The 17,209-nt window shown below is 44.7% G+C and carries 19 protein-coding genes and 1 tRNA gene; 8 read left to right on the top strand and 12 right to left on the bottom strand.

The genetic code is table 11. The annotated features are described in order from the left end of the window. Positions 1-387 (top strand): flavin prenyltransferase UbiX (locus ACRC32_RS30445; protein WP_438557487.1); only part of this gene is annotated, 387 nt, incomplete at its 5' end. A 142-nt stretch (positions 388-529) separates the two neighbouring features. Beyond that, complete coding sequence (locus ACRC32_RS30440) at positions 530-1,408, top strand: LapA family protein (protein ID WP_438557486.1); 879 nt, start codon at positions 530-532, stop codon at positions 1,406-1,408. 17 nt (positions 1,409-1,425) lie between these two features. Here ACRC32_RS30440 and ACRC32_RS30435 read toward each other — a convergent pair whose 3' ends face one another. The 3 genes from ACRC32_RS30435 to ACRC32_RS30425 form a co-directional block, all read right to left on the bottom strand. After that, entirely contained in the window at positions 1,426-1,704 is a 279-nt protein-coding gene (locus ACRC32_RS30435) for a hypothetical protein (protein WP_438557485.1), read from the bottom strand. Positions 1,705-1,942: 238 nt separating this feature from the next. Then, entirely contained in the window at positions 1,943-2,248 is a 306-nt protein-coding gene (locus ACRC32_RS30430) for a hypothetical protein (protein ID WP_438557484.1), read from the bottom strand. Positions 2,249-2,269: 21 nt separating this feature from the next. Further along, complete coding sequence (locus ACRC32_RS30425; protein ID WP_438557483.1) at positions 2,270-3,178, bottom strand: alpha/beta fold hydrolase; 909 nt, start codon at positions 3,176-3,178, stop codon at positions 2,270-2,272. A gap of 360 nt (positions 3,179-3,538) precedes the next feature. On the opposite strand from ACRC32_RS30425, the gene ACRC32_RS30420 reads away from it, so the two are divergent. The 3 genes from ACRC32_RS30420 (at position 3,539) to fba (ending at position 5,600) form a co-directional block, all read left to right on the top strand. Then, the gene (locus ACRC32_RS30420; RefSeq protein ID WP_015156799.1) at positions 3,539-4,066 is read left to right on the top strand and encodes a GNAT family N-acetyltransferase; all 528 of its coding nucleotides are present in this window, start codon (positions 3,539-3,541) and stop codon (positions 4,064-4,066) included. 154 nt (positions 4,067-4,220) lie between these two features. Next, a tRNA-Lys gene (locus ACRC32_RS30415) sits at positions 4,221-4,292 on the top strand. Positions 4,293-4,520: 228 nt separating this feature from the next. Beyond that, a complete protein-coding gene (gene fba, locus ACRC32_RS30410) occupies positions 4,521-5,600 on the top strand; it encodes a class II fructose-bisphosphate aldolase (protein ID WP_438557482.1) in 1,080 nt (359 codons plus the stop codon). Between the two features lie 109 nt (positions 5,601-5,709). Here the strand turns inward: fba and ACRC32_RS30405 are convergent, their stop codons facing one another. The 5 genes from ACRC32_RS30405 to ACRC32_RS30385 all read right to left on the bottom strand — a co-directional run bounded on the left by ACRC32_RS30405 (position 5,710) and on the right by ACRC32_RS30385 (position 11,455). Next, positions 5,710-6,522: a carbon-nitrogen hydrolase family protein gene (locus ACRC32_RS30405; protein ID WP_106217839.1), complete on the bottom strand. Its 813-nt coding sequence runs from the start codon at positions 6,520-6,522 to the stop codon at positions 5,710-5,712. A 377-nt stretch (positions 6,523-6,899) separates the two neighbouring features. Next, positions 6,900-8,672 carry a M61 family metallopeptidase gene (locus ACRC32_RS30400; protein WP_438557481.1) on the bottom strand — a complete coding sequence of 591 codons (1,773 nt, stop codon included), beginning with the start codon at positions 8,670-8,672 and terminating at the stop codon, positions 6,900-6,902. 22 nt (positions 8,673-8,694) lie between these two features. Continuing rightward, a complete protein-coding gene (locus ACRC32_RS30395; protein WP_438557480.1) occupies positions 8,695-8,868 on the bottom strand; it encodes a hypothetical protein in 174 nt (57 codons plus the stop codon). After that, on the bottom strand, positions 8,865-10,139 hold the full coding sequence (locus ACRC32_RS30390) for a hypothetical protein (protein WP_438557479.1): 1,275 nt from the start codon (positions 10,137-10,139) through the stop codon (positions 8,865-8,867). The genes ACRC32_RS30395 and ACRC32_RS30390 overlap by 4 nt, the downstream gene beginning before the upstream one ends. Before the next feature lie 131 nt (positions 10,140-10,270). Next, complete coding sequence (locus ACRC32_RS30385; RefSeq protein ID WP_438557478.1) at positions 10,271-11,455, bottom strand: HetZ-related protein 2; 1,185 nt, start codon at positions 11,453-11,455, stop codon at positions 10,271-10,273. Positions 11,456-12,264: 809 nt separating this feature from the next. Here ACRC32_RS30385 and upp point away from each other — a divergent pair. Beyond that, a complete protein-coding gene (gene upp, locus ACRC32_RS30380) occupies positions 12,265-12,900 on the top strand; it encodes a uracil phosphoribosyltransferase (protein ID WP_438557477.1) in 636 nt (211 codons plus the stop codon). A gap of 138 nt (positions 12,901-13,038) precedes the next feature. Here upp and ACRC32_RS30375 read toward each other — a convergent pair whose 3' ends face one another. Beyond that, positions 13,039-13,968, bottom strand: a complete 930-nt coding sequence (locus ACRC32_RS30375; RefSeq protein WP_438557476.1) for an ABC transporter permease — start codon at positions 13,966-13,968, stop codon at positions 13,039-13,041. Between the two features lie 3 nt (positions 13,969-13,971). On the opposite strand from ACRC32_RS30375, the gene ACRC32_RS30370 reads away from it, so the two are divergent. Next, positions 13,972-14,115 carry a hypothetical protein gene (locus ACRC32_RS30370; protein ID WP_438557475.1) on the top strand — a complete coding sequence of 48 codons (144 nt, stop codon included), beginning with the start codon at positions 13,972-13,974 and terminating at the stop codon, positions 14,113-14,115. Here ACRC32_RS30370 and ACRC32_RS30365 read toward each other — a convergent pair. The 3 genes from ACRC32_RS30365 to ACRC32_RS30355 all read right to left on the bottom strand — a co-directional run bounded on the left by ACRC32_RS30365 (position 14,112) and on the right by ACRC32_RS30355 (position 16,351). Next, entirely contained in the window at positions 14,112-14,657 is a 546-nt protein-coding gene (locus tag ACRC32_RS30365) for a superoxide dismutase family protein (RefSeq protein ID WP_438557474.1), read from the bottom strand. The two genes, ACRC32_RS30370 and ACRC32_RS30365, sit on opposite strands and share 4 nt — an antisense overlap. A gap of 335 nt (positions 14,658-14,992) precedes the next feature. Then, a complete protein-coding gene (locus tag ACRC32_RS30360; protein ID WP_438557473.1) occupies positions 14,993-15,409 on the bottom strand; it encodes a hypothetical protein in 417 nt (138 codons plus the stop codon). Positions 15,410-15,463: 54 nt separating this feature from the next. Continuing rightward, entirely contained in the window at positions 15,464-16,351 is an 888-nt protein-coding gene (locus ACRC32_RS30355) for a M48 family metalloprotease (RefSeq protein ID WP_438557472.1), read from the bottom strand. A 453-nt stretch (positions 16,352-16,804) separates the two neighbouring features. Here ACRC32_RS30355 and crcB point away from each other — a divergent pair. Then, on the top strand, positions 16,805-17,209 hold a 405-nt coding region (gene crcB / locus ACRC32_RS30350), incomplete at its 3' end, for a fluoride efflux transporter CrcB (RefSeq protein WP_438557471.1).

Genomic DNA, 17,209 nt, shown 5'->3' with positions numbered 1-17,209 from the left:
CTCCGCTGCCATCCTTGGGGAGATGTAGGCGCTAACATTGCCAGTGGCTCGTTTCGTACGCTAGGAATGATAGTCATGCCTTGTAGTATGAGTACGGTAGCAAAGCTTGCCAATGGTTTGAGTTCCGACTTGCTCGAACGCGCTGCTGATGTCCAGTTGAAAGAAGGGCGCAGGCTGATTGTCGTGCCTAGAGAAACCCCCTTTAGTCTGATTCACCTCCGCAACCTCACCACGCTAGCAGAGGCAGGCGCTAGAATTGTGCCAGCAATCCCTGCTTGGTATCACAATCCAAAAACCGTCGAAGACTTAGTGGATTTTGTCGTTGCCCGTACCTTAGATCAACTCGATATCGACTGCATTCCACTCGAACGATGGCAAGGACGATAATAGGGAATAAGAAGGAGCGAGGAGCGAGGAGTGAGGAATTGTGCATTGGTAGTTGTAGTTGGTAGTTGCTCTCAAGAACTTCCTCAGCTCTCTTCTCCCCTTTCCCTCGCTCCTCACTCCTCACCCCTTACCCCGCAAAATTATGGCTGCCATCCGCTTCTTTCTTTTATTGATATTACTGGGAGGTCTGACGGTACTGCTGGTGCAAAACTGGACACCAGTACTGTCTTTGGTATTTTTAGGCGGACAAACTCAGGCATTACCTTTGTCAATCTGGATTTTGTTTAGCGTTGCTGCTGGGGCAATAACCTCGATATTCATTGCCAGTTGTTTTCAGATCGCTAGCTATTTTGCCCAACCGAGAGCGAAAAAGCAGCGCCGTCGAGCCGCAAAAACTTCGACTCGGTTTGCTACAGAAGAGAAAAATCCTAACAAAACGCCAGACTCTCCTAAAACAAATACCTACAGCTATACTGCTAGTTCCCCACGACAAACTCAAACATCCGTGCAGGAATCGGACGGATGGGACACTACAGCTAATGACGATTGGAACTTTACTGAAGATACAGAACCCACCACGCAAGATCCCGATCGCAAAGAGTATACCGATCGCGCTGTTGCAGACAGAAAACGCAGTAGCAACCTTGATGATGACTGGGATTACGTTCCTCAAGACACTCAACGTCAACCCCAAGAGCGGCAAAAAAACTATGCTAGCGATGAGACCAATCGCCCACTTAGCAATGATGCTAACGAACCTAATGAACCCAAAAGTAGCGATCGCTCTGCTTCAGTTTACTCCTATAGCGCTCGCGAACCAAAAAATTCAGGTATAGGTAGAACCGAATCAGTCTATGATGCCGAGTACCGCGTTCTTACCCCACCCTACAAACAACAAAATCCGTCCTCGCCACCACCCAGTAACCGCCCTCAAAATAACGATGACGATGATTGGGGATTTGTGGATGACGAAGACTGGAAAGTGGATAACGAGGACGATTCGCCCCGTTCAGAAAAATAATTTAGCGCCAGACTTAGTTACGTCCGTGATGCGATCGCTACGCTCAAGTGCCTTCGCTTTAGCCGCTCCCGCGACTCCTGTCTAACCCTGCCTTGCATAGCAGCTTCCTGCAATCGCATGAAAGCCAGAAAATCTTCTTGTCCATAGTGATGTGACATCAGATAACGCAATTTCTCTTCAGCTTCTAATGTCAGATATCCAGTTTTAATTGCCTGGAGAGCTAGGTCGCGAATTTCAGCCATATTCAACTCCTCATGCACCACAATCGGGAAGCTTACTTCCCAGTTATCAATCATAGACGTTACAAGTCTACATATAGTTCGGTTAACTTTAAAGAAAATTTTATACTATGTTGCGTTCTCTTATGGTATCCATACCAACATTATACTCTCAAAGCTTACTACTAAACCTCTTTGAGCAGTTGACTTTATAGTTACAAAGTAATAAAAGTCGATAGTCGATCGGTCGTTAGTTGTCAGTGACTAGCAGCTAGTATCAGTGGTTTGAAGAATCTAGTCACCTGATACCTAGTCACTAGACATTTAAGTTGTCTCCTTTGTCCTCTTCTAACTGCCAGTTTGCCAACAACTGTTGTATTCTCAGCCGTTCGATATAAGGCCAACCGCCCGTAGTTTCAACGTCTTTTAGTAAAGCGTAAAGTGCTTGACGATTATCTGGCAAAGATTCTTGAAATAAGCCATCCCGAATTTCCCGATGCAATTGCTCTAACTGTCGCAGTAAGGCTAAAAGAGCGAGATTATCTCCCCGCCACTTATCGGCTAAACTCAAGACGATAATAGCAATTTGCTGTAACTCTGACTCTTCTAGCTGCCAATTCATGCTGTTTTGGAGGGGTGAGGACTATTTGTACTGCGTCACTATAGCTCGAATTTGCTCGGCGACCATATCTGTTTGTTCTAACATTGCCAAATGTCCGCATTCAGGAATTTCGATCACATTTTCGCCACAGGCTTGAAACAAGGGGTGAAAACTGGCGAGATGGCGGACGTATTTTGGTTCCATAATCTTGTCTTTGTCTCCTGCCAAAAAATAAACTGGTTGTTGGAGCTGTGACACGATTTGTGGTAGGCGGTTAATTTCAGTCTCCGTAGTAGAGTCTAGAAGCGCTCCTAGAGCTGCTTCTGGATGAGCGATCGCCAGATCGACAATTCGCTGACGACCCCACGAGCGGGCGATCGCCCTGGCGACATTTGCCCGCGTCATCCATAAATCGACTAACGGTAATAAAGGCAACCAACGGGGACGAAGTTTCACCAACTGAGTCCCAACTGCGCGAAATTGCTCGAAAGATTCCTTCAGATAAATTCCGCCACCAGCATTCACGCAAATGACCCCCTGTATGGACTGGGGCATTTGCTGAGCCGTCCAGAGCGAGATCGTCCCGCCAAGGGAGTGACCGATCAACCAAGCGCTGGAAATGTTAAGTTCCTGCAATAAACATTTCAAATCGCGAGCATAAGCAGTGGGTGAATAGGGAGAACCATCTCCGTTTGTAGCATTGGAGCTATTTAGCGCCAGATCCCGAGCCTCTGCTTCAGCCTTCTCCTGAGAAGAAATGGCGTGAGATTGACCAAAGCCACGCAGATCGTAAGATAAACATTGATAGTCTGCTGCCAGCCTTTCAATGAGAGGTTGCCAGTAGCCACGGCTGAGTAGCCAACCGTGAACGAATACCAAAGCATGGGGAAAAGTCGTCGGTGCAGTCAACTCGTAAACGTGACGCACTCCCGCAATCTCTATGGTTGCCATGCTTCTATCCTAGCCTTAACGCTACCTCAGCAGTTGTAGAGTTTATCTTTACTTCTTTCTTTTGACAGAGTGCTTGCTCTAGAAGTTTCCCTCTTACCTCTTGCCTCTTGCCTCTTACCCCTAATTCCTTTAAGGTGCTAAAGTTAAAAATGGCTGGTTATGAGTAAGCTAGTTGTACTTCAACTCTAATTCTGTGTCTCTCACACTAAAGTATTCATTTGGCAACCAGACTGTCGCTTGAATCGGGTGGTGGGAAAGTAGACGTTAGAACTTGGGTAAGAACAGCGAAACTAGAAAAACTAGAAGTATCATACTAGTTCGTGTCGTCAATATCGTTTCTATCTCATAAATTGCATTGGCATGGGTTTTTGGAAAGGCTGGTTTAGCGGTTCTGAAACTGCTACCGGAACCAAGACAGCGCCAGTAGAGGAGGAAGCCGTCGAATCTATGGGCTTTTCTGCTCTAAATGGTGAAAGTATTGTTTTTAGCACCGATCGCAACATCGACCTTTACGAGTTGGAAGAACTTTGCGATGCTGTCGGTTGGGCGCGTCGTCCTCTCCGTAAGGTCAAAAAAGCGATTCAGCACAGCTTTCTCGTCGTGTCGATGTGGCAAGTCCGAGGAACTCAGCGAAGGCTAATTGGATTTGCCCGTGCTACTTCAGATCATGCCTTCAACGCTACTATTTGGGATGTCGTCGTGCATCCTAGCTTTCAGGGAAAGGGGCTAGGTAAGGCATTGATGAAATACGCAATTAAAAAACTTCGTGCTGAGGACATCAGCAACATTACTCTGTTTGCCGACCCTCATGTGGTAGATTTTTATCGGGGTATGGGTTTTATGACCGATCCCGAAGGGATTAAGGGGATGTTTTGGTATCCCAACTAGCCAGGGAAGGGAGCAGAGAGCAGAGAGCGCACGAGTAGGGAGCAGGGGAGAAAATTTTTTTCTTGCAACTGGCGCGAAATGCAGTGACTTTGACTAAGTGCTTGCACAAATCCAGGAACTTCTGGTACACTAGTAAAGTTGCAAAAACGCAAAAGGGTCGCTAACTCAACGGTAGAGTACTCGGCTTTTAACCGAATAGTTCTGGGTTCGAATCCCAGGCGACCCATATTTTTAACTCGATATGTTTGTCTAGCGTTCAAATAACAGCAAACGCTGGACAAATTGGCTTTGGCTCCAAAGCAGCAATAAAGCGATCGCGGTGAAGGTATCCCAGCACCTTACCTCATCTCTAAATCTAAGTCTCTAGTAATGATCTGAAATTTATCTTAAGATTAGCGTAATAAACACGCTTGTTCAAAGCAACTAGCTGATAACAAAACTAGGAGGACATTGTATGGCGCTCGTACCAATGCGGCTGATGTTGGATCACGCGGCAGAGAATGGATACGGCATTCCAGCTTTCAACGTGAATAACATGGAGCAGATCCAAGCAATCATGCAGGCTGCTAAAGAAACAGACAGCCCCGTGATTCTACAAGCCTCTCGTGGCGCTCGTAAGTATGCAGGTGAAAATTTCCTGCGTCACCTAATTTTGGCAGCAGTAGAAACTTATCCTTATATTCCTATTGCCATGCATCAAGATCATGGTAACGAGCCTGCTACTTGCTATTCAGCAATCAAAAATGGCTTTACCAGCGTCATGATGGATGGTTCTCTAGAAGCTGACGCTAAATCCCCAGCTAGCTACGAATACAATGTCAACGTTACCCGCGAAGTTGTAAAAGTAGCTCACGCTCTGGGTGTTAGCGTAGAAGGCGAACTCGGTTGCTTGGGTTCTTTAGAGACTGGCATGGGTGAAGCTGAAGATGGACATGGTTTTGAGGGTAAGTTGTCCCACGATCAATTGTTAACAGATCCAGATCAAGCAGTTGATTTCGTAGAGCAAACTCAAGTAGATGCTTTGGCAGTGGCAATTGGAACCAGCCACGGCGCTTACAAATTTACCCGCAAGCCAACAGGTGAAATTTTGGCTATTAGCCGAATTGAAGAAATTCACCGTCGTTTGCCCAACACTCACTTGGTCATGCACGGTTCTTCTTCAGTACCGGAAGACTTGCTGGCTTTAATCAACCAGTACGGCGGAACTATTCCCGAAACCTACGGCGTGCCAGTCGAAGAGATTCAAAAAGGAATCAAGAGTGGAGTGCGGAAGATAAATATCGACACCGACAACCGCTTGGCAATCACCGCTGCGGTACGGGAAGCTCTAGCTAAAGATGCTAAGGAATTCGACCCCCGCCACTTCCTGAAGCCTTCCATCAAATACATGCAAAAAGTCTGTGCCGATCGCTATCAGCAATTTAGCACTGCTGGCAACGCTAGCAAGATCAAGCAAATTTCTACAGATGATTTTGCTGCTAAGTATGCTAAAGGCGAATTGAACGCTATCACCAAAAAGACTGCAACCGTGTAATTCAACACAGCGTTGTCAGACAAGCGTAAGGTGGGCATTGCCCACCTTACATTTTTAGCTTTGTCGTTTGCAAATGACAAATGACCAATGACCAATGACCAATGACAAATTAAACAAATACCCGATGCTGTAACGAAGGCATTTGGCGGCGGACTTGTTCGAGACGAACGGGATTAATTTCCGCGATCGCCACTCCTGGGCGATCGCCTGCATCGGCTAGAATAACTCCCCAAGGATCGATAACCATTGCATGTCCGTGAGACTGACGTAGGGCGTAATGTTTCCCTGTCTGCGCGGGGGCAAGAATATAACAAGTATTCTCAATTGCTCTAGCTTGTAACAAGATTTGCCAATGGTCTTTACCAGTGTATGCCGTAAAAGCCGCTGGGATAAACATCACATCGGCTCCCTTGTATGCTAAGTGGCGGTAGAGTTCGGGAAAGCGGACATCGTAGCAAATGGAAAGCCCTAGATGACCCAATTCTGTAGAAGGATAAACTACTGGTAACTGCGTTCCAGCTTGTACGGTACTGGATTCGCGGTATGTATTGCCATCAGGTAAGTTGACATCAAATAAGTGTACCTTTTGATAGCAGGCGAGTTCTTCCCCACTTGGTCCAATCAGTAAGGCTGTATTGTAAACTTTGCGATCGTCAACTGGTACGGGAAACCCGCCGCCGAGAATTGTTACCTGAAACCGTTGCGCGACAGTTCGGAGAAATTTTTCGCTTTTCGAGGCGATCGCTGCTGCTTGGGCAATTTTATCCTCTTCCCGTCCCAAATAAGAGAAGTTTTCCGGCAAGGTGACCAACTCCGCGCCTTGACGGACGGCAAGTTCGATTAATTCTTCAGCCTGTACCAAATTTTTCTCTAGGTCAGGCACGCTAGTCATTTGAACGGCAGCAGCGAGATAAGACTTCATGTATATTCCGATAAGACAATCTGAAGTAGATTATTAAAAATATATCCTTCAATAGTGCCTTTCGCGTATCTCAGAAAAGTTCTGTTTTTTTCCTGTCCCTTGTCTTCTTCTAGCGACAGATAACTATTAACCAACAGCAGGTTAAGTCCGCGCTGTTTGAGTTTGTTGCTCCCAAGACTTATTAACTAGGATAACAAGGGAACTCAAGAATGTGCCGCTACCACTTTGAGGATTGGGTAGAGTGCTGTCAGCTTTCGATCTACAATAGCTTTGACATACTCCCCAGCATAGAAGGACGCGGCTGTAAACCCATTCTCTTGGTAACAGTGCAAAAGGCTGCTCGAACTTTGAAACAGCCTTTTTTAAAAGAGGAGATATTAACAGCGACTCCCAAGCCATCCCTCATAGTTTTGTTTTTGAGTCGGAGAGGGATTTTCGACTGGGACAACCTGATAGCGACTGGGACGAGGAGCAGCTAAAGTCACAGTATGAGTACATAGTTCTTCTTGATGGAAAACTGTAACTTCGATCGCATCTCCTGGTTGGTAATCTCGCAGGCGATCGTTCAGATTATTCGCAGTTGCCTTCAACCCGTCAATTGCTAGTAATTCATCCCCAGGCTCGATTCCGGCTCGCTGTGCTGGTGCATCGATCTCCACAAATTTAATTGTGTCCTTTCCATTTTCTGCTTGCAGTTTCATGCCTATATAAGGCACGGATTCCTCATCTTCTGCGACTAATTTCAACCCAAAGGGTTCGAGATAACGATCGAAAGGTAATTCTTCCGTACCATTAACGTAGCTTTTAAAGAAATCATCTAAATTTGTTCCAGCCACAGATTCAATAACTTGTTTTAACTGTGTGGGAGTAAAACCAATTTCATCCTTGCCGAATTGCTGCCACATCAAACGCATTACATCATCTAGCGATCGCCGATTTTGATGTTTCTCTCGAATCGATAAATCGAGTAAAAGCGAGACTAATTCCCCTTTTAGATAATAGGAAATTTGGGAATTGTTAGTATTATTGTCGTAACGATACAGCTTAATCCAAGCATCAAAGCTCGACTCAGAAGCAGGCTGTACAAGTCGTCCTGGCGTAATTTGTAGGCGAGTAATTTCCTTACTCAAATTCTTCAAATAAGTCTTATCGTTATAAATACCCGCCCGTAAAGGAATAGCTAAATCGTAATAGCTAGTCGTCCCTTCACAAAACCACAGCGACGGCGTGTAATTTTCGTTATCGTAATCGAAAACCTCTAATGCTTTGGGACGAATTCGCTTGACATTCCAGAGATGAAAAAATTCGTGGGCAACAAGTTGCATGAAGCGCTCGTACTTCTCGCGATCGCGAAATCCAAAGCGAGAATAAATCAACGAGCAAGCAAATTTATGCTCTAACCCGCCATTATTTTGTGACGCTAGATGCAACAAAAATATGTACTTGTCGTAAGGTAAACCACCAAATAGTTCTGCTTCCAACTCGATAATCTTTTTAATATCGGGAATCATCTTGGCAGCATCGGCATTACCTTTACCCCAAATCGCTAGTTCGTGTGACTTACCCAGCACCTCAAACTGATGCGATTGGTGACAGCCAATTTCAAACGGACTGTCTACCAACGTATCAAAATCTGTGGCAGTAAACGTGTTAGTTTGCCCCGGTACTGCTGGTAGAGGAGTCGTGACGCGCCAATCCGATCTTGGTGGTGCGATCGCAACTTGGATCGGTTGCTGTTCTAGTCCTGGGAGGCGAAAGAAGATAGCCGCACCGTTAAAATAGCCGTGAGTCGCATTGAGGTGATTCGTCCGTACTGATAGCTCGTTAGCGTGGATGCGGTAGCGTACAGTAATGTCAGGGCGATCGCCTGTTTCTACTTGCCAATGATTTTTACTTAACTTCTGCCACGCTAAAGTCTGTTCCCCCGCGCTGGCAGAAAAATCTTGTAAGTGTTTGGCATATTCTCGCACCAAGTAAGAACCTGGTGTCCAAACTGGCATTTTTAAATCTAATACTGGCAATTTCCAACCGCTTAAATGCAAAACAACCTCAAACAGATGATTTTCTGGTTGAGGCATGGCAACTTGATAATGAATTGTTGGTGTAAAGCTAGAAATCTTACCAACTTGAGTTAATGTAGCTTCAGTCATCAATGGTAGTGAGTTGTTGGACTTAGGATAAATCTAACAACTCTTTAGTGGTTGTTGGTTGACAGTAGACGCGCTGCGCTACACTGCGTGAAGACAGTTGACAGTAGACAGTTGACAGCGAACGGGGTGTGGGGTGTGGTGAAATTTTGAATTTTGAATTTTGAATTTTGAGTTGCTCCCTCATAACGCAGGTCACTGCTTCAGCTGTTCCAATTGCCGCTCTACGTTTTCGATGATTTGATTGAGAGCGAGGAGAGATTGGTATCGTTCGCCATGTTCTTCAGCGTTGATGCTAGCTCGTTCTTGCAGTTGGCGCAACTTTTTCTGAAGCTGGTTGGCGATCGCCATTGCGTCGCGGCTTAAAGTATCTATTTGTTGTTTTTGATGAAACTCTAAGGCTTCTCCGCGCAAAACTTGTAAAGTTGCCTGTTCCCCGTTGCTACCTGGCATGACGCGCAGGCGCAATAACACTCGTTCGCCATGATAAAAACGCTCGATCTCTACCTGTTTTGCTTCCTTCGCTGGCGCAAGAGGCATGTGCGTCAATTCTTTCAGTTGTTCGATCGCGTCTTGAAACAGCTTTGCTGGAACTTCTGTTAGCACGCCCTGCAAGTTTCCATCTTGGCTACACACGATCCACCCTTGCTGTGGCGACTTGCGCTCAAAATAAAGCCGTCCAATGCCTTTTTCTAAAACCCGTCCGAGTAATTCTCGTACGAGTTCCTTAGGAGGTAGGGTTTTGAGGGACTCAACTGAGTTAGTAGAATAACTAGCTGGTACTTTAATCGCCGACAAACCTGATGGAGTTGGATTTGCTGGAGATTTTTGCTGGGACTTGGGCGTTCCGATCCCGCCTAGACCAGATGGTTTAGCAGCAGTTTGTTGAGATTGTGCCGATTTAATTCCACCTAAACCAGAATGTCTAACAGCAGATTGTTGGGATTGCGGTGTCTTAATTTCACCCAATCGAGAAGGTGTGGGTTGTGGCGTTTGTGGCTGAGAAGTCTTCCGGGCTGCAATATTTTCTCGCTCGTCAGCTAAAATAAGCGTCGGTTTGTCATTCGGGCTGAACCCTGTTGGTCTGTCAGTTGTAAGTTTAGCAGCAGGAGACGCACCAGGATATCCCGCAGCAATGAAGTGCAACTTATCTGCGCTTAAATCGTTGTTTTTTGAGCGATTTAAGTAGGCTGACACGATCTGGCGGTGGTCTTCTGAGTCGAGCGTCTGGGGTACTAAAGTGTATTTTAAATATGCAGCGATCCGTTCGACGTATTCTATGGCAGCAGTATCGTCTAGATTTACCATTCCCAAAATCAGGTTTTGTCCCTCTACAGCTACAGGCAAAACTTGATGATATAGGCAAGCTTCAAAAGGCAGCATTCTATCAATGAGGCTGTAGATTTGCTCGGTATTCAGTTGGAATTTACCACTTGCTGGCTCATCATTTTGGGAATTAAATTCTACCATAAAATCAGAATATTTTTCTGTATACTAAACTCTAATATATTCGCGTTCAGTGAAAACACGCAACGGTTAAGTACTTTAGTTTACAGAGATTTGAATGGAGAAACGGAAATAATAAGTTGAGGTGAAATTCCTCATGCTTGGCTGCGCATTTCTTGAGCTATCAAGTAGAGTTTACCCCATTCAGTCATAATCTGATGGCTCTTTAAATTCAAGGTTTTTGCAATTTCTTCATTATTCTGATTCGCTTTTTTCAACTGGACGATTTGTTGTTGAATTGGAGTTAATTGCCTTAAAAAGTCTTCCCACTGGTTTTGTGTCAGTCCCATATTGTGTTCTATGAGGGAAGTCTCCAGCCATTCGCTCACGAGTTCCGGTTTATGTTTGAGTCCAAATACCCGTACGGCATGGTAGTTAATTTTCTCCCGCAAACGATAAATCTCTTTAACTGAGATGTTTAACTGAGCAGCGATCGCTTCTTGCGACTTACCTTGTAAGTAAAGCTGGAGCCATTGTGCAGCACTAGTTCCCAGATTTTCTTCGAGATAGCTAGAAAATTCTTGTTTCACTAGCTGTCGCGCGGTTTGCTGTTCTTCTAAGCTTTGTTCTTCTTGATAGTCTGCGACTGCTTTGGGATCTAACAAGCTAAAGGAGTTATCGCTATCATCGCCTAGTATTTCTTCAGACAGCAGGCGTAATTTATTATTGACAGGAACTTGTGTGACTCCTCCCCGTGCCGTGCGGCGCAAATAATTGACAAAGCGATAGACCAATAAGGGTTGACTGCGGATCGGGCGCAAGCAATATTCTTCTAAACTAGCAAATAGCAGAGCGTTGCGTAATTTTAGGTCGTCCGTACACTCAGCAATCCAAGCTATTTGCTGTTGCATGTAGCGATCGCTTTGCAATAATTCTTGTAGTACTTCTTGCAATACTTCTGTAACTTGACGCTGGCGATCGCGACTCATAGATACGAGCGTGCGGATTTTATTGCGCAACAACTCCAAACTACAAAGCCTTGTCATCAATTGACGATAGGCGCGCTCTGGTGGCATTCCTAAATAACGTTGCTTGAAGATGCGAAAGCGATATTCCATCGCTTGTTTGGCAATCGCTTGTTCGTTGGTGCTAAGTTGTTCCCAATCTTCGATCGCGTTGCCGACTAACCAACGAATGATACTCTCTCTAGTGGCATCGCTTTGTTCTGGACATTCAGTGCCTAGATGCGATCGCCAACTTTGTATCAGGTCTGTTGCCAACTTACTCATGAGATGGCACTCCTCCAATCCCTGCTTTACAGTTTGCATAACAACCTGCATTCTTCCTACCTACTACCTTTTGGAGTTGCTTGGGTTGGCAGTACGTGGTGTTTCAGGTCGTAATGATGAAACTTTCATCTCTTTTTATTCAGCAATCTTACCGACGCTGTGACTAATAGAGTGAGTTCCTAGCCAACGAGGCATCAAACTTTACATTTGGAAGTCTTGTCAACGTTCTCCCCATGCGTGTCATGACCCTAGCTAGCTTGTCATCAGTACGAACTTCCACCCATATACTGTGAGTAGCGGTTCAGTTACCCAATGGACACTTATGAACCTCTATTTATTTCTCAAGTCTCAGTACAAATATCGTGCAATAATTTATATTAATTTACATTTGCTCTCAATGGTAGGATATTTTTTAGAAATGCTTGGATAAATCACTAATATAATATCAAGTAACGATGCATTAAACATACCAATTTGTCAAGATTCAATGTTGAATTTTGTCTTAAATCATCTCTTTTTCGTCTAGCTCGAAAAAATTCTGTATTTTTAACTACAGCAGAAATATTTTTTGATGCATCGTTTTAGTAAAGCCGCGAAATGTTTTAGAAGGAATTTTAGAAAGGCGATCCGAAGGGTCTGATGAGTCAGTTAGTGTCTAAGTTTCATGCTCAAAAAGTAGAGATATTTTAGCTAGTAATTGCTATATAACTGACTATTGCTCGATTGAGATTGACAAATAACTCGCGAGCGATTCTGTTACTCTAATGGTGAGTCGTTTCCAAAAAATACAGTATATGATGAAGCTTGTTCTGTTTTCGCAAGCTATTTTTAGAAGTATTTAGATCTATTATTGCTCCAATATGCAAGCCGAAGTTCATGTTATCGATCATCCATTAATCCAACATAAATTGACGTTGATGCGGAAAGCCGAAACTAGTACGGCAAAATTTCGCGCGTTGTTGAAAGAAATCAGCTTATTACTAGCTTACGAAGTAACGAGGGATCTACCGCTCAAAACCGAACAGATCGATACACCAATTGCCTCTACAAACGCGCCAATGCTAGCTCCCGATAAAAAGCTAGTGATAGTATCGATTTTACGGGCAGGGCAAGGAATTTTGGATGGAATGTTAGAGTTGATGCCTTCCGCACGGGTAGGACACATAGGCTTGTATCGCGACCCCAAAACTTTAACAGCGATTGAGTATTATTTCAAAGTTCCCGATGAGGTGGAAAAACGAGATGTCTTAATTGTTGATCCAATGCTGGCAACAGGAAATTCGGCTATAGCTGCCGTGGATCGCCTCAAGGCTATTAACCCTTACTCTTTAAAATTTGTCTGTTTGCTAGCTGCGCCCGAAGGAATCAAACATTTCCATTCTCAACATCCTGACGTACCAATTTATACTGCGGCAATTGACGATCGCTTAGACGATCGCGGTTATATCGTTCCTGGCTTAGGAGATGCAGGCGATCGCTTATTTGGCACGAGATGAAGTCGTAAGTCATAAGTCGTAAGTCGTAAGTTGTAAGCCGTAAGTGGCTGATAACTGCTCCCTGCTACGCGGCTCCGATGGCGAGGAAACCTCGCCCTCTGCCCGCTTCCCTGCTCCCTGCTCCCTGACAACTGATAACTACTCGCTTTTTTCCTTGAGATAGGGAAGACCTAAAGCAGATGGGGGAGAAGATTTTCCGGCTAAGCCGACCAGGGCGAGAAGGGCGATCGCGTAAGGTAGCATGACCAAAAATTGATAGGGAATATTAATACCCAGAGCTTGAATGCGAAGTTGGAGAGCTTCGGTAGCGCCAAATAGCAAGCAAGCCAAAGTAGTACCGATGGGATGCCATTTACCAAAAATCAGAGCGGCGATCGCAATAAAACCTTTACCAGCACTCATCCCCTCGGCAAAAAACTTTACCTGTACCAAACTTAAGTATGCTCCTCCCAACCCCGCCAAACAACCACTGAGAATGACGCTGAAATAACGCACCAATAGTACGGAAACTCCCGCCGTATCAGCAGCACGGGGATATTCCCCTACAGCACGGAGGATTAAGCCAGGATGAGTGTAAAACAATAAGTAATTCGTAAATAGAACCAGAAAAATTAGCAAATATACCAGAATATTTTGCGCGAATAATAGAGAACCAATTATGGGAATATTGACTAACCCAGGAATGGCGATCGCCTCAATACCTGGTAATTTCTGCGCACCACCGCTAAAGATCAGCCGCGCCAGAAAAGATGTCAAGCCAGCAGCAACTAAATTAATTGCCAACCCAGAAACTAACTGATCGACACGCCAAGACACGCTCAGTAGTGCGTGCAGTAGCCCTACCATACCTCCAGCTAGAATAGCCGCTAATACGCCCAGCCAAACGTTGTTACTGTAAAATGTTGCAGCCGCGCTAGCAAAAGCACCAGCGAGCAACATCCCTTCTAAGCCAATGTTTAATACCCCAGATCTCTCTGAATAAAGACCTCCTAAAGCTGCAAACGCTAGCGGTACGGCAAGGCGCACGCTAGCAGCTAGATAATCGGCAAAGAAAGATTCATTAGTCATTTGTTGTCAGTTGTCAGTTGCCAGTTATCAGGGAGCAAGGAGCAGGGAGCAGAGAGCAGGGAGCAGCTACTTACGACTTACGGCTTACGACTTACGACTTCTGACTTATTCCTTGCCAATTATCTGCTGGAGAATCAAGAAGTTTAGCTTTGTTCGATCGCGCCACAGGCAAGCCGACCGCCGCCCGATTGTGCTGCCGTGCCTCCAGATATCATTAAATCGGGTAATTGGTGAACGATGATAGCGCTGCTATCTTCATCAAATAGAGAGACAGGGCTTTCGTAAAGGGTAATACGACTTGTAGCAGTTATCAGTCTGCCCTCACCTTTCTGATTAATATCGATATTTGGTAAATCTCCTAAATGATAAGGGTGGTTTTCTTGGACAGGTAAGGAGCTACCGAATGGTCCTGGATCGAAATGTCCGCCAGCAGTACTAAATTGGGGTTCTGCTCCTTCATCACAAATCGCTTTTTCGTGGAAGTGAATGCCGTGTAATCCTGGTGTGAGAACGCTAGGATCTCCTTTCAGATAAAGATCGACAAGAGTAACTCCATTACTAATTTGCCGTAGCTTTAATTCTCCAGCAATATCAGGACCGAAGATCTTTGCTTTGGCAGTAATGGGGCGAGAATCCTGAGCAAAACTTCCTTTAGAGGCAATGGCGAGGACGAACATTGACACAGCCATCGCGATTAGTACAACCCTAAATCCGAATTTTCTCATATAAATTAGTTCTGAAAACAACACGGAGAAAAGCTGCTGAAGGCGAGTTTCAACAGCTATGGCAGATTTTTGGCGATCGCAAAAAGTTCATCGAATTGAGAAACTCGATACTTTAAAAATTACTACAGGGCTAGTACGAGTTTTTACGAAGATTTTCTGAAGATTGTCAGCAAATTTAGATAAGCGAGTTAAACATCAAACTTTATCGATCTGACCAATAAAAAACAGAAGAGTAGCGATCGCCACTCTCCTGCTCTAAAACAGCGCTATTTTATACTTGACACTCTTTCATTAGATACTTAGCGGTTAGAACCACGGGGAGCAGTAAAGGCATCCCAAGCGGCTTTAGCTGCATCTGCCAGCCGATCGCCAAATTCGTGTATTTCTCTGGCAATCGATTCCCAGTTCTTCTCGGCTTCTTGCTTGAGGTGTTCGTAGGAGTTTTCTAGGCGATCGCGTTCGATCAAGGGCTGATTCCGTTCTACAAACTCTCTTGCCTTACGTACGGCTTCTATATACGTTTCGCGAGTGAAAGAACCGGCAGATTGAGCCTCTATTTGAGCGCGGGTTTTAATTGCTTCAATCAAGGCTTTAGTTTCGTTTTTAATTTCATCGCTTTCCCCAGGCATTTGCTCGTCAACAAGAGCGCTGCTATCTTGGGGAATGATTTCGATTCTCACAGAGTTGTCTTCTTGATTGCCAAATTCATTGGTCATGGTTCGATCTCCTAAATGAGTAACTAACGATCTTTTGCTTGCTTTAACTGATGACTATTGACCAAAGGAAAGCTTAGTAGGCTGCGGTAAATCTCTTTCCAATTTTAAAAGTTGCTCGATCCGTGCCTCTGTTGAAGGGTGGCTGGAAAACAACTTGCTCATGAATTGTCCTGAAAAAGCATTAACAATGAGTAGCGGTTCAAAAGCGGGATTACCCACCATCGATGACTGTCTAGCAGCACTTTCTAACCGCTGTAGCGCTCTCGCCAAAGCGCGAGGATTGCCAGTCATCCGTGCCGAACCAGCATCAGCAGAGAATTCTCGCGTCCGCGAAATAGCGAGTTGAATAATTGTTGCTGCAACAGGCGCAAGTATAACTGTCAGTAATATTCCAATCGGGTTGATACCACCGCGATTATCTCTAGATGTTGGTGCAGAGAACCATAAACCATAGCTAGTCATTTGAGCCAGGAAAGAAATTGCCCCTGCGATCGTCGCTGCAACTGCTTGCGTCAGGGTGTCGCGATTTGCAACATGAGTCAATTCATGAGCAATGACACCTTCTAATTCATCTTCAGGCAGTAATTCTAAAATTCCTTCCGTTACAGCAACAGCTGCGTGTTCGGGGTCGCGTCCCGTTGCAAAAGCATTCGCTGCACGCGAGGGAATGAGGTACAGGGCAGGCATCGGCAATTTAGCGCGATCGCACAACCGTTTTACCATTTGATATAGTCCTGGTGCTTGCTGGGGACTAATCGGTCGGGCGCGATAAGCTGCCAGTGCGATCTTATCTGACTGATACCAAGATACTAGGTTAGTTATTGCAGCAATAGCAATACCAGTTATAACACCAGCGCTACCACCAAGAATCCAGTAGCTAATTGCAATTAATAAACCACTTAATAAACCTAGCAGTGCAACTGTTCTGAACTGATTCTGCATCTATTTTCTCCTTGTAATGCTGTTATTAATGCTGAATTTGGATAGCAACAACATTACTCAAAGCGCACTCTAATTGTATCGACCTTGATTCAGATTTAGGAGGCAGATAACCTCCCCCTTGAGTACGGATCTACTCACCTTTATGAGGAGTGAGAGAACACTATCGTGTCATGCTACAATCCTTTCTCAAGAAAATTACGGAATTGCTACTATCTATACAGATTTTGAATCTATCGGTAGTAATAAATATGAAGACTGATTGAGAATCAAACGTTAAAAAACAGTATTTTAAGAATATTTGATAACTAGAATACAAAAATATTGGTATTCACAACTGTTGCGATCGAGAACTACTGACTACTATCGCTGTAGTAGCGAGCGATCGTTTGTAGATGACAGATAATTTTATAGTAAGGTGAGCCATGCCCATTTTACTACCAACTACTCATGATTATGAGTTGGAAAGATTTGATACAACTGTTAGCACTGCAACAGCCAGCAATTCGCAATCCGATCGCGATTAGTTTTGGTGCGATCGCTGGAGCTTTAAGTCGCTATTATCTGACTTTATGGTTTGTGCAACGTTTCGGCACGAGTTTTCCCTACGGAACTTTTTTTATTAACCTCACAGGGTGTTTTGCAATGGGTTTTTTCGCTACCCTTGCTTTAGAAAGGGCGATCGCAATTTCTCCAGAAGTTAGATTATTAGTTGCAGTAGGTTTTTTAGGCTCCTACACCACCTTTTCCACCTATGGCTTAGATACGGTAGCATTAGCAAGAAACCATCAAATTGCAACTGCTAGCCTTTATTGGTTAGGTAGCGCACTACTTGGGATTGTCTGCGTACAGCTAGGAGCT

The organism is Chroococcidiopsis sp. (genome assembly GCF_051657925.1).
Lineage (GTDB): Bacteria > Cyanobacteriota > Cyanobacteriia > Cyanobacteriales > Chroococcidiopsidaceae > Chroococcidiopsis.
Note: the sequence above shows the minus strand (reverse complement) of the source record. Positions and strands in the feature narration are given on the sequence as shown.

What these genes read in the sequence shown, in the direction of transcription:
- ACRC32_RS30400 (WP_438557481.1), bottom strand. Translation starts at nt 8,672, where the DNA reads ATGACTGAAGCTACATTAACTCAAGTTGGTAAGATTTCTAGCTTTACA.
- upp (WP_438557477.1), top strand. Translation starts at nt 12,265, where the DNA reads ATGCAAGCCGAAGTTCATGTTATCGATCATCCATTAATCCAACATAAA.
- ACRC32_RS30430 (WP_438557484.1), bottom strand. Translation starts at nt 2,248, where the DNA reads ATGAATTGGCAGCTAGAAGAGTCAGAGTTACAGCAAATTGCTATTATC.
- ACRC32_RS30405 (WP_106217839.1), bottom strand. Translation starts at nt 6,522, where the DNA reads ATGAAGTCTTATCTCGCTGCTGCCGTTCAAATGACTAGCGTGCCTGAC.
- ACRC32_RS30440 (WP_438557486.1), top strand. Translation starts at nt 530, where the DNA reads ATGGCTGCCATCCGCTTCTTTCTTTTATTGATATTACTGGGAGGTCTG.
- ACRC32_RS30425 (WP_438557483.1), bottom strand. Translation starts at nt 3,178, where the DNA reads ATGGCAACCATAGAGATTGCGGGAGTGCGTCACGTTTACGAGTTGACT.
- ACRC32_RS30435 (WP_438557485.1), bottom strand. Translation starts at nt 1,704, where the DNA reads ATGATTGATAACTGGGAAGTAAGCTTCCCGATTGTGGTGCATGAGGAG.
- ACRC32_RS30420 (WP_015156799.1), top strand. Translation starts at nt 3,539, where the DNA reads ATGGGTTTTTGGAAAGGCTGGTTTAGCGGTTCTGAAACTGCTACCGGA.
- ACRC32_RS30360 (WP_438557473.1), bottom strand. Translation starts at nt 15,409, where the DNA reads ATGACCAATGAATTTGGCAATCAAGAAGACAACTCTGTGAGAATCGAA.
- ACRC32_RS30390 (WP_438557479.1), bottom strand. Translation starts at nt 10,139, where the DNA reads ATGGTAGAATTTAATTCCCAAAATGATGAGCCAGCAAGTGGTAAATTC.
- ACRC32_RS30385 (WP_438557478.1), bottom strand. Translation starts at nt 11,455, where the DNA reads ATGCAGGTTGTTATGCAAACTGTAAAGCAGGGATTGGAGGAGTGCCAT.
- ACRC32_RS30355 (WP_438557472.1), bottom strand. Translation starts at nt 16,351, where the DNA reads ATGCAGAATCAGTTCAGAACAGTTGCACTGCTAGGTTTATTAAGTGGT.
- ACRC32_RS30375 (WP_438557476.1), bottom strand. Translation starts at nt 13,968, where the DNA reads ATGACTAATGAATCTTTCTTTGCCGATTATCTAGCTGCTAGCGTGCGC.
- ACRC32_RS30365 (WP_438557474.1), bottom strand. Translation starts at nt 14,657, where the DNA reads ATGGCTGTGTCAATGTTCGTCCTCGCCATTGCCTCTAAAGGAAGTTTT.
- fba (WP_438557482.1), top strand. Translation starts at nt 4,521, where the DNA reads ATGGCGCTCGTACCAATGCGGCTGATGTTGGATCACGCGGCAGAGAAT.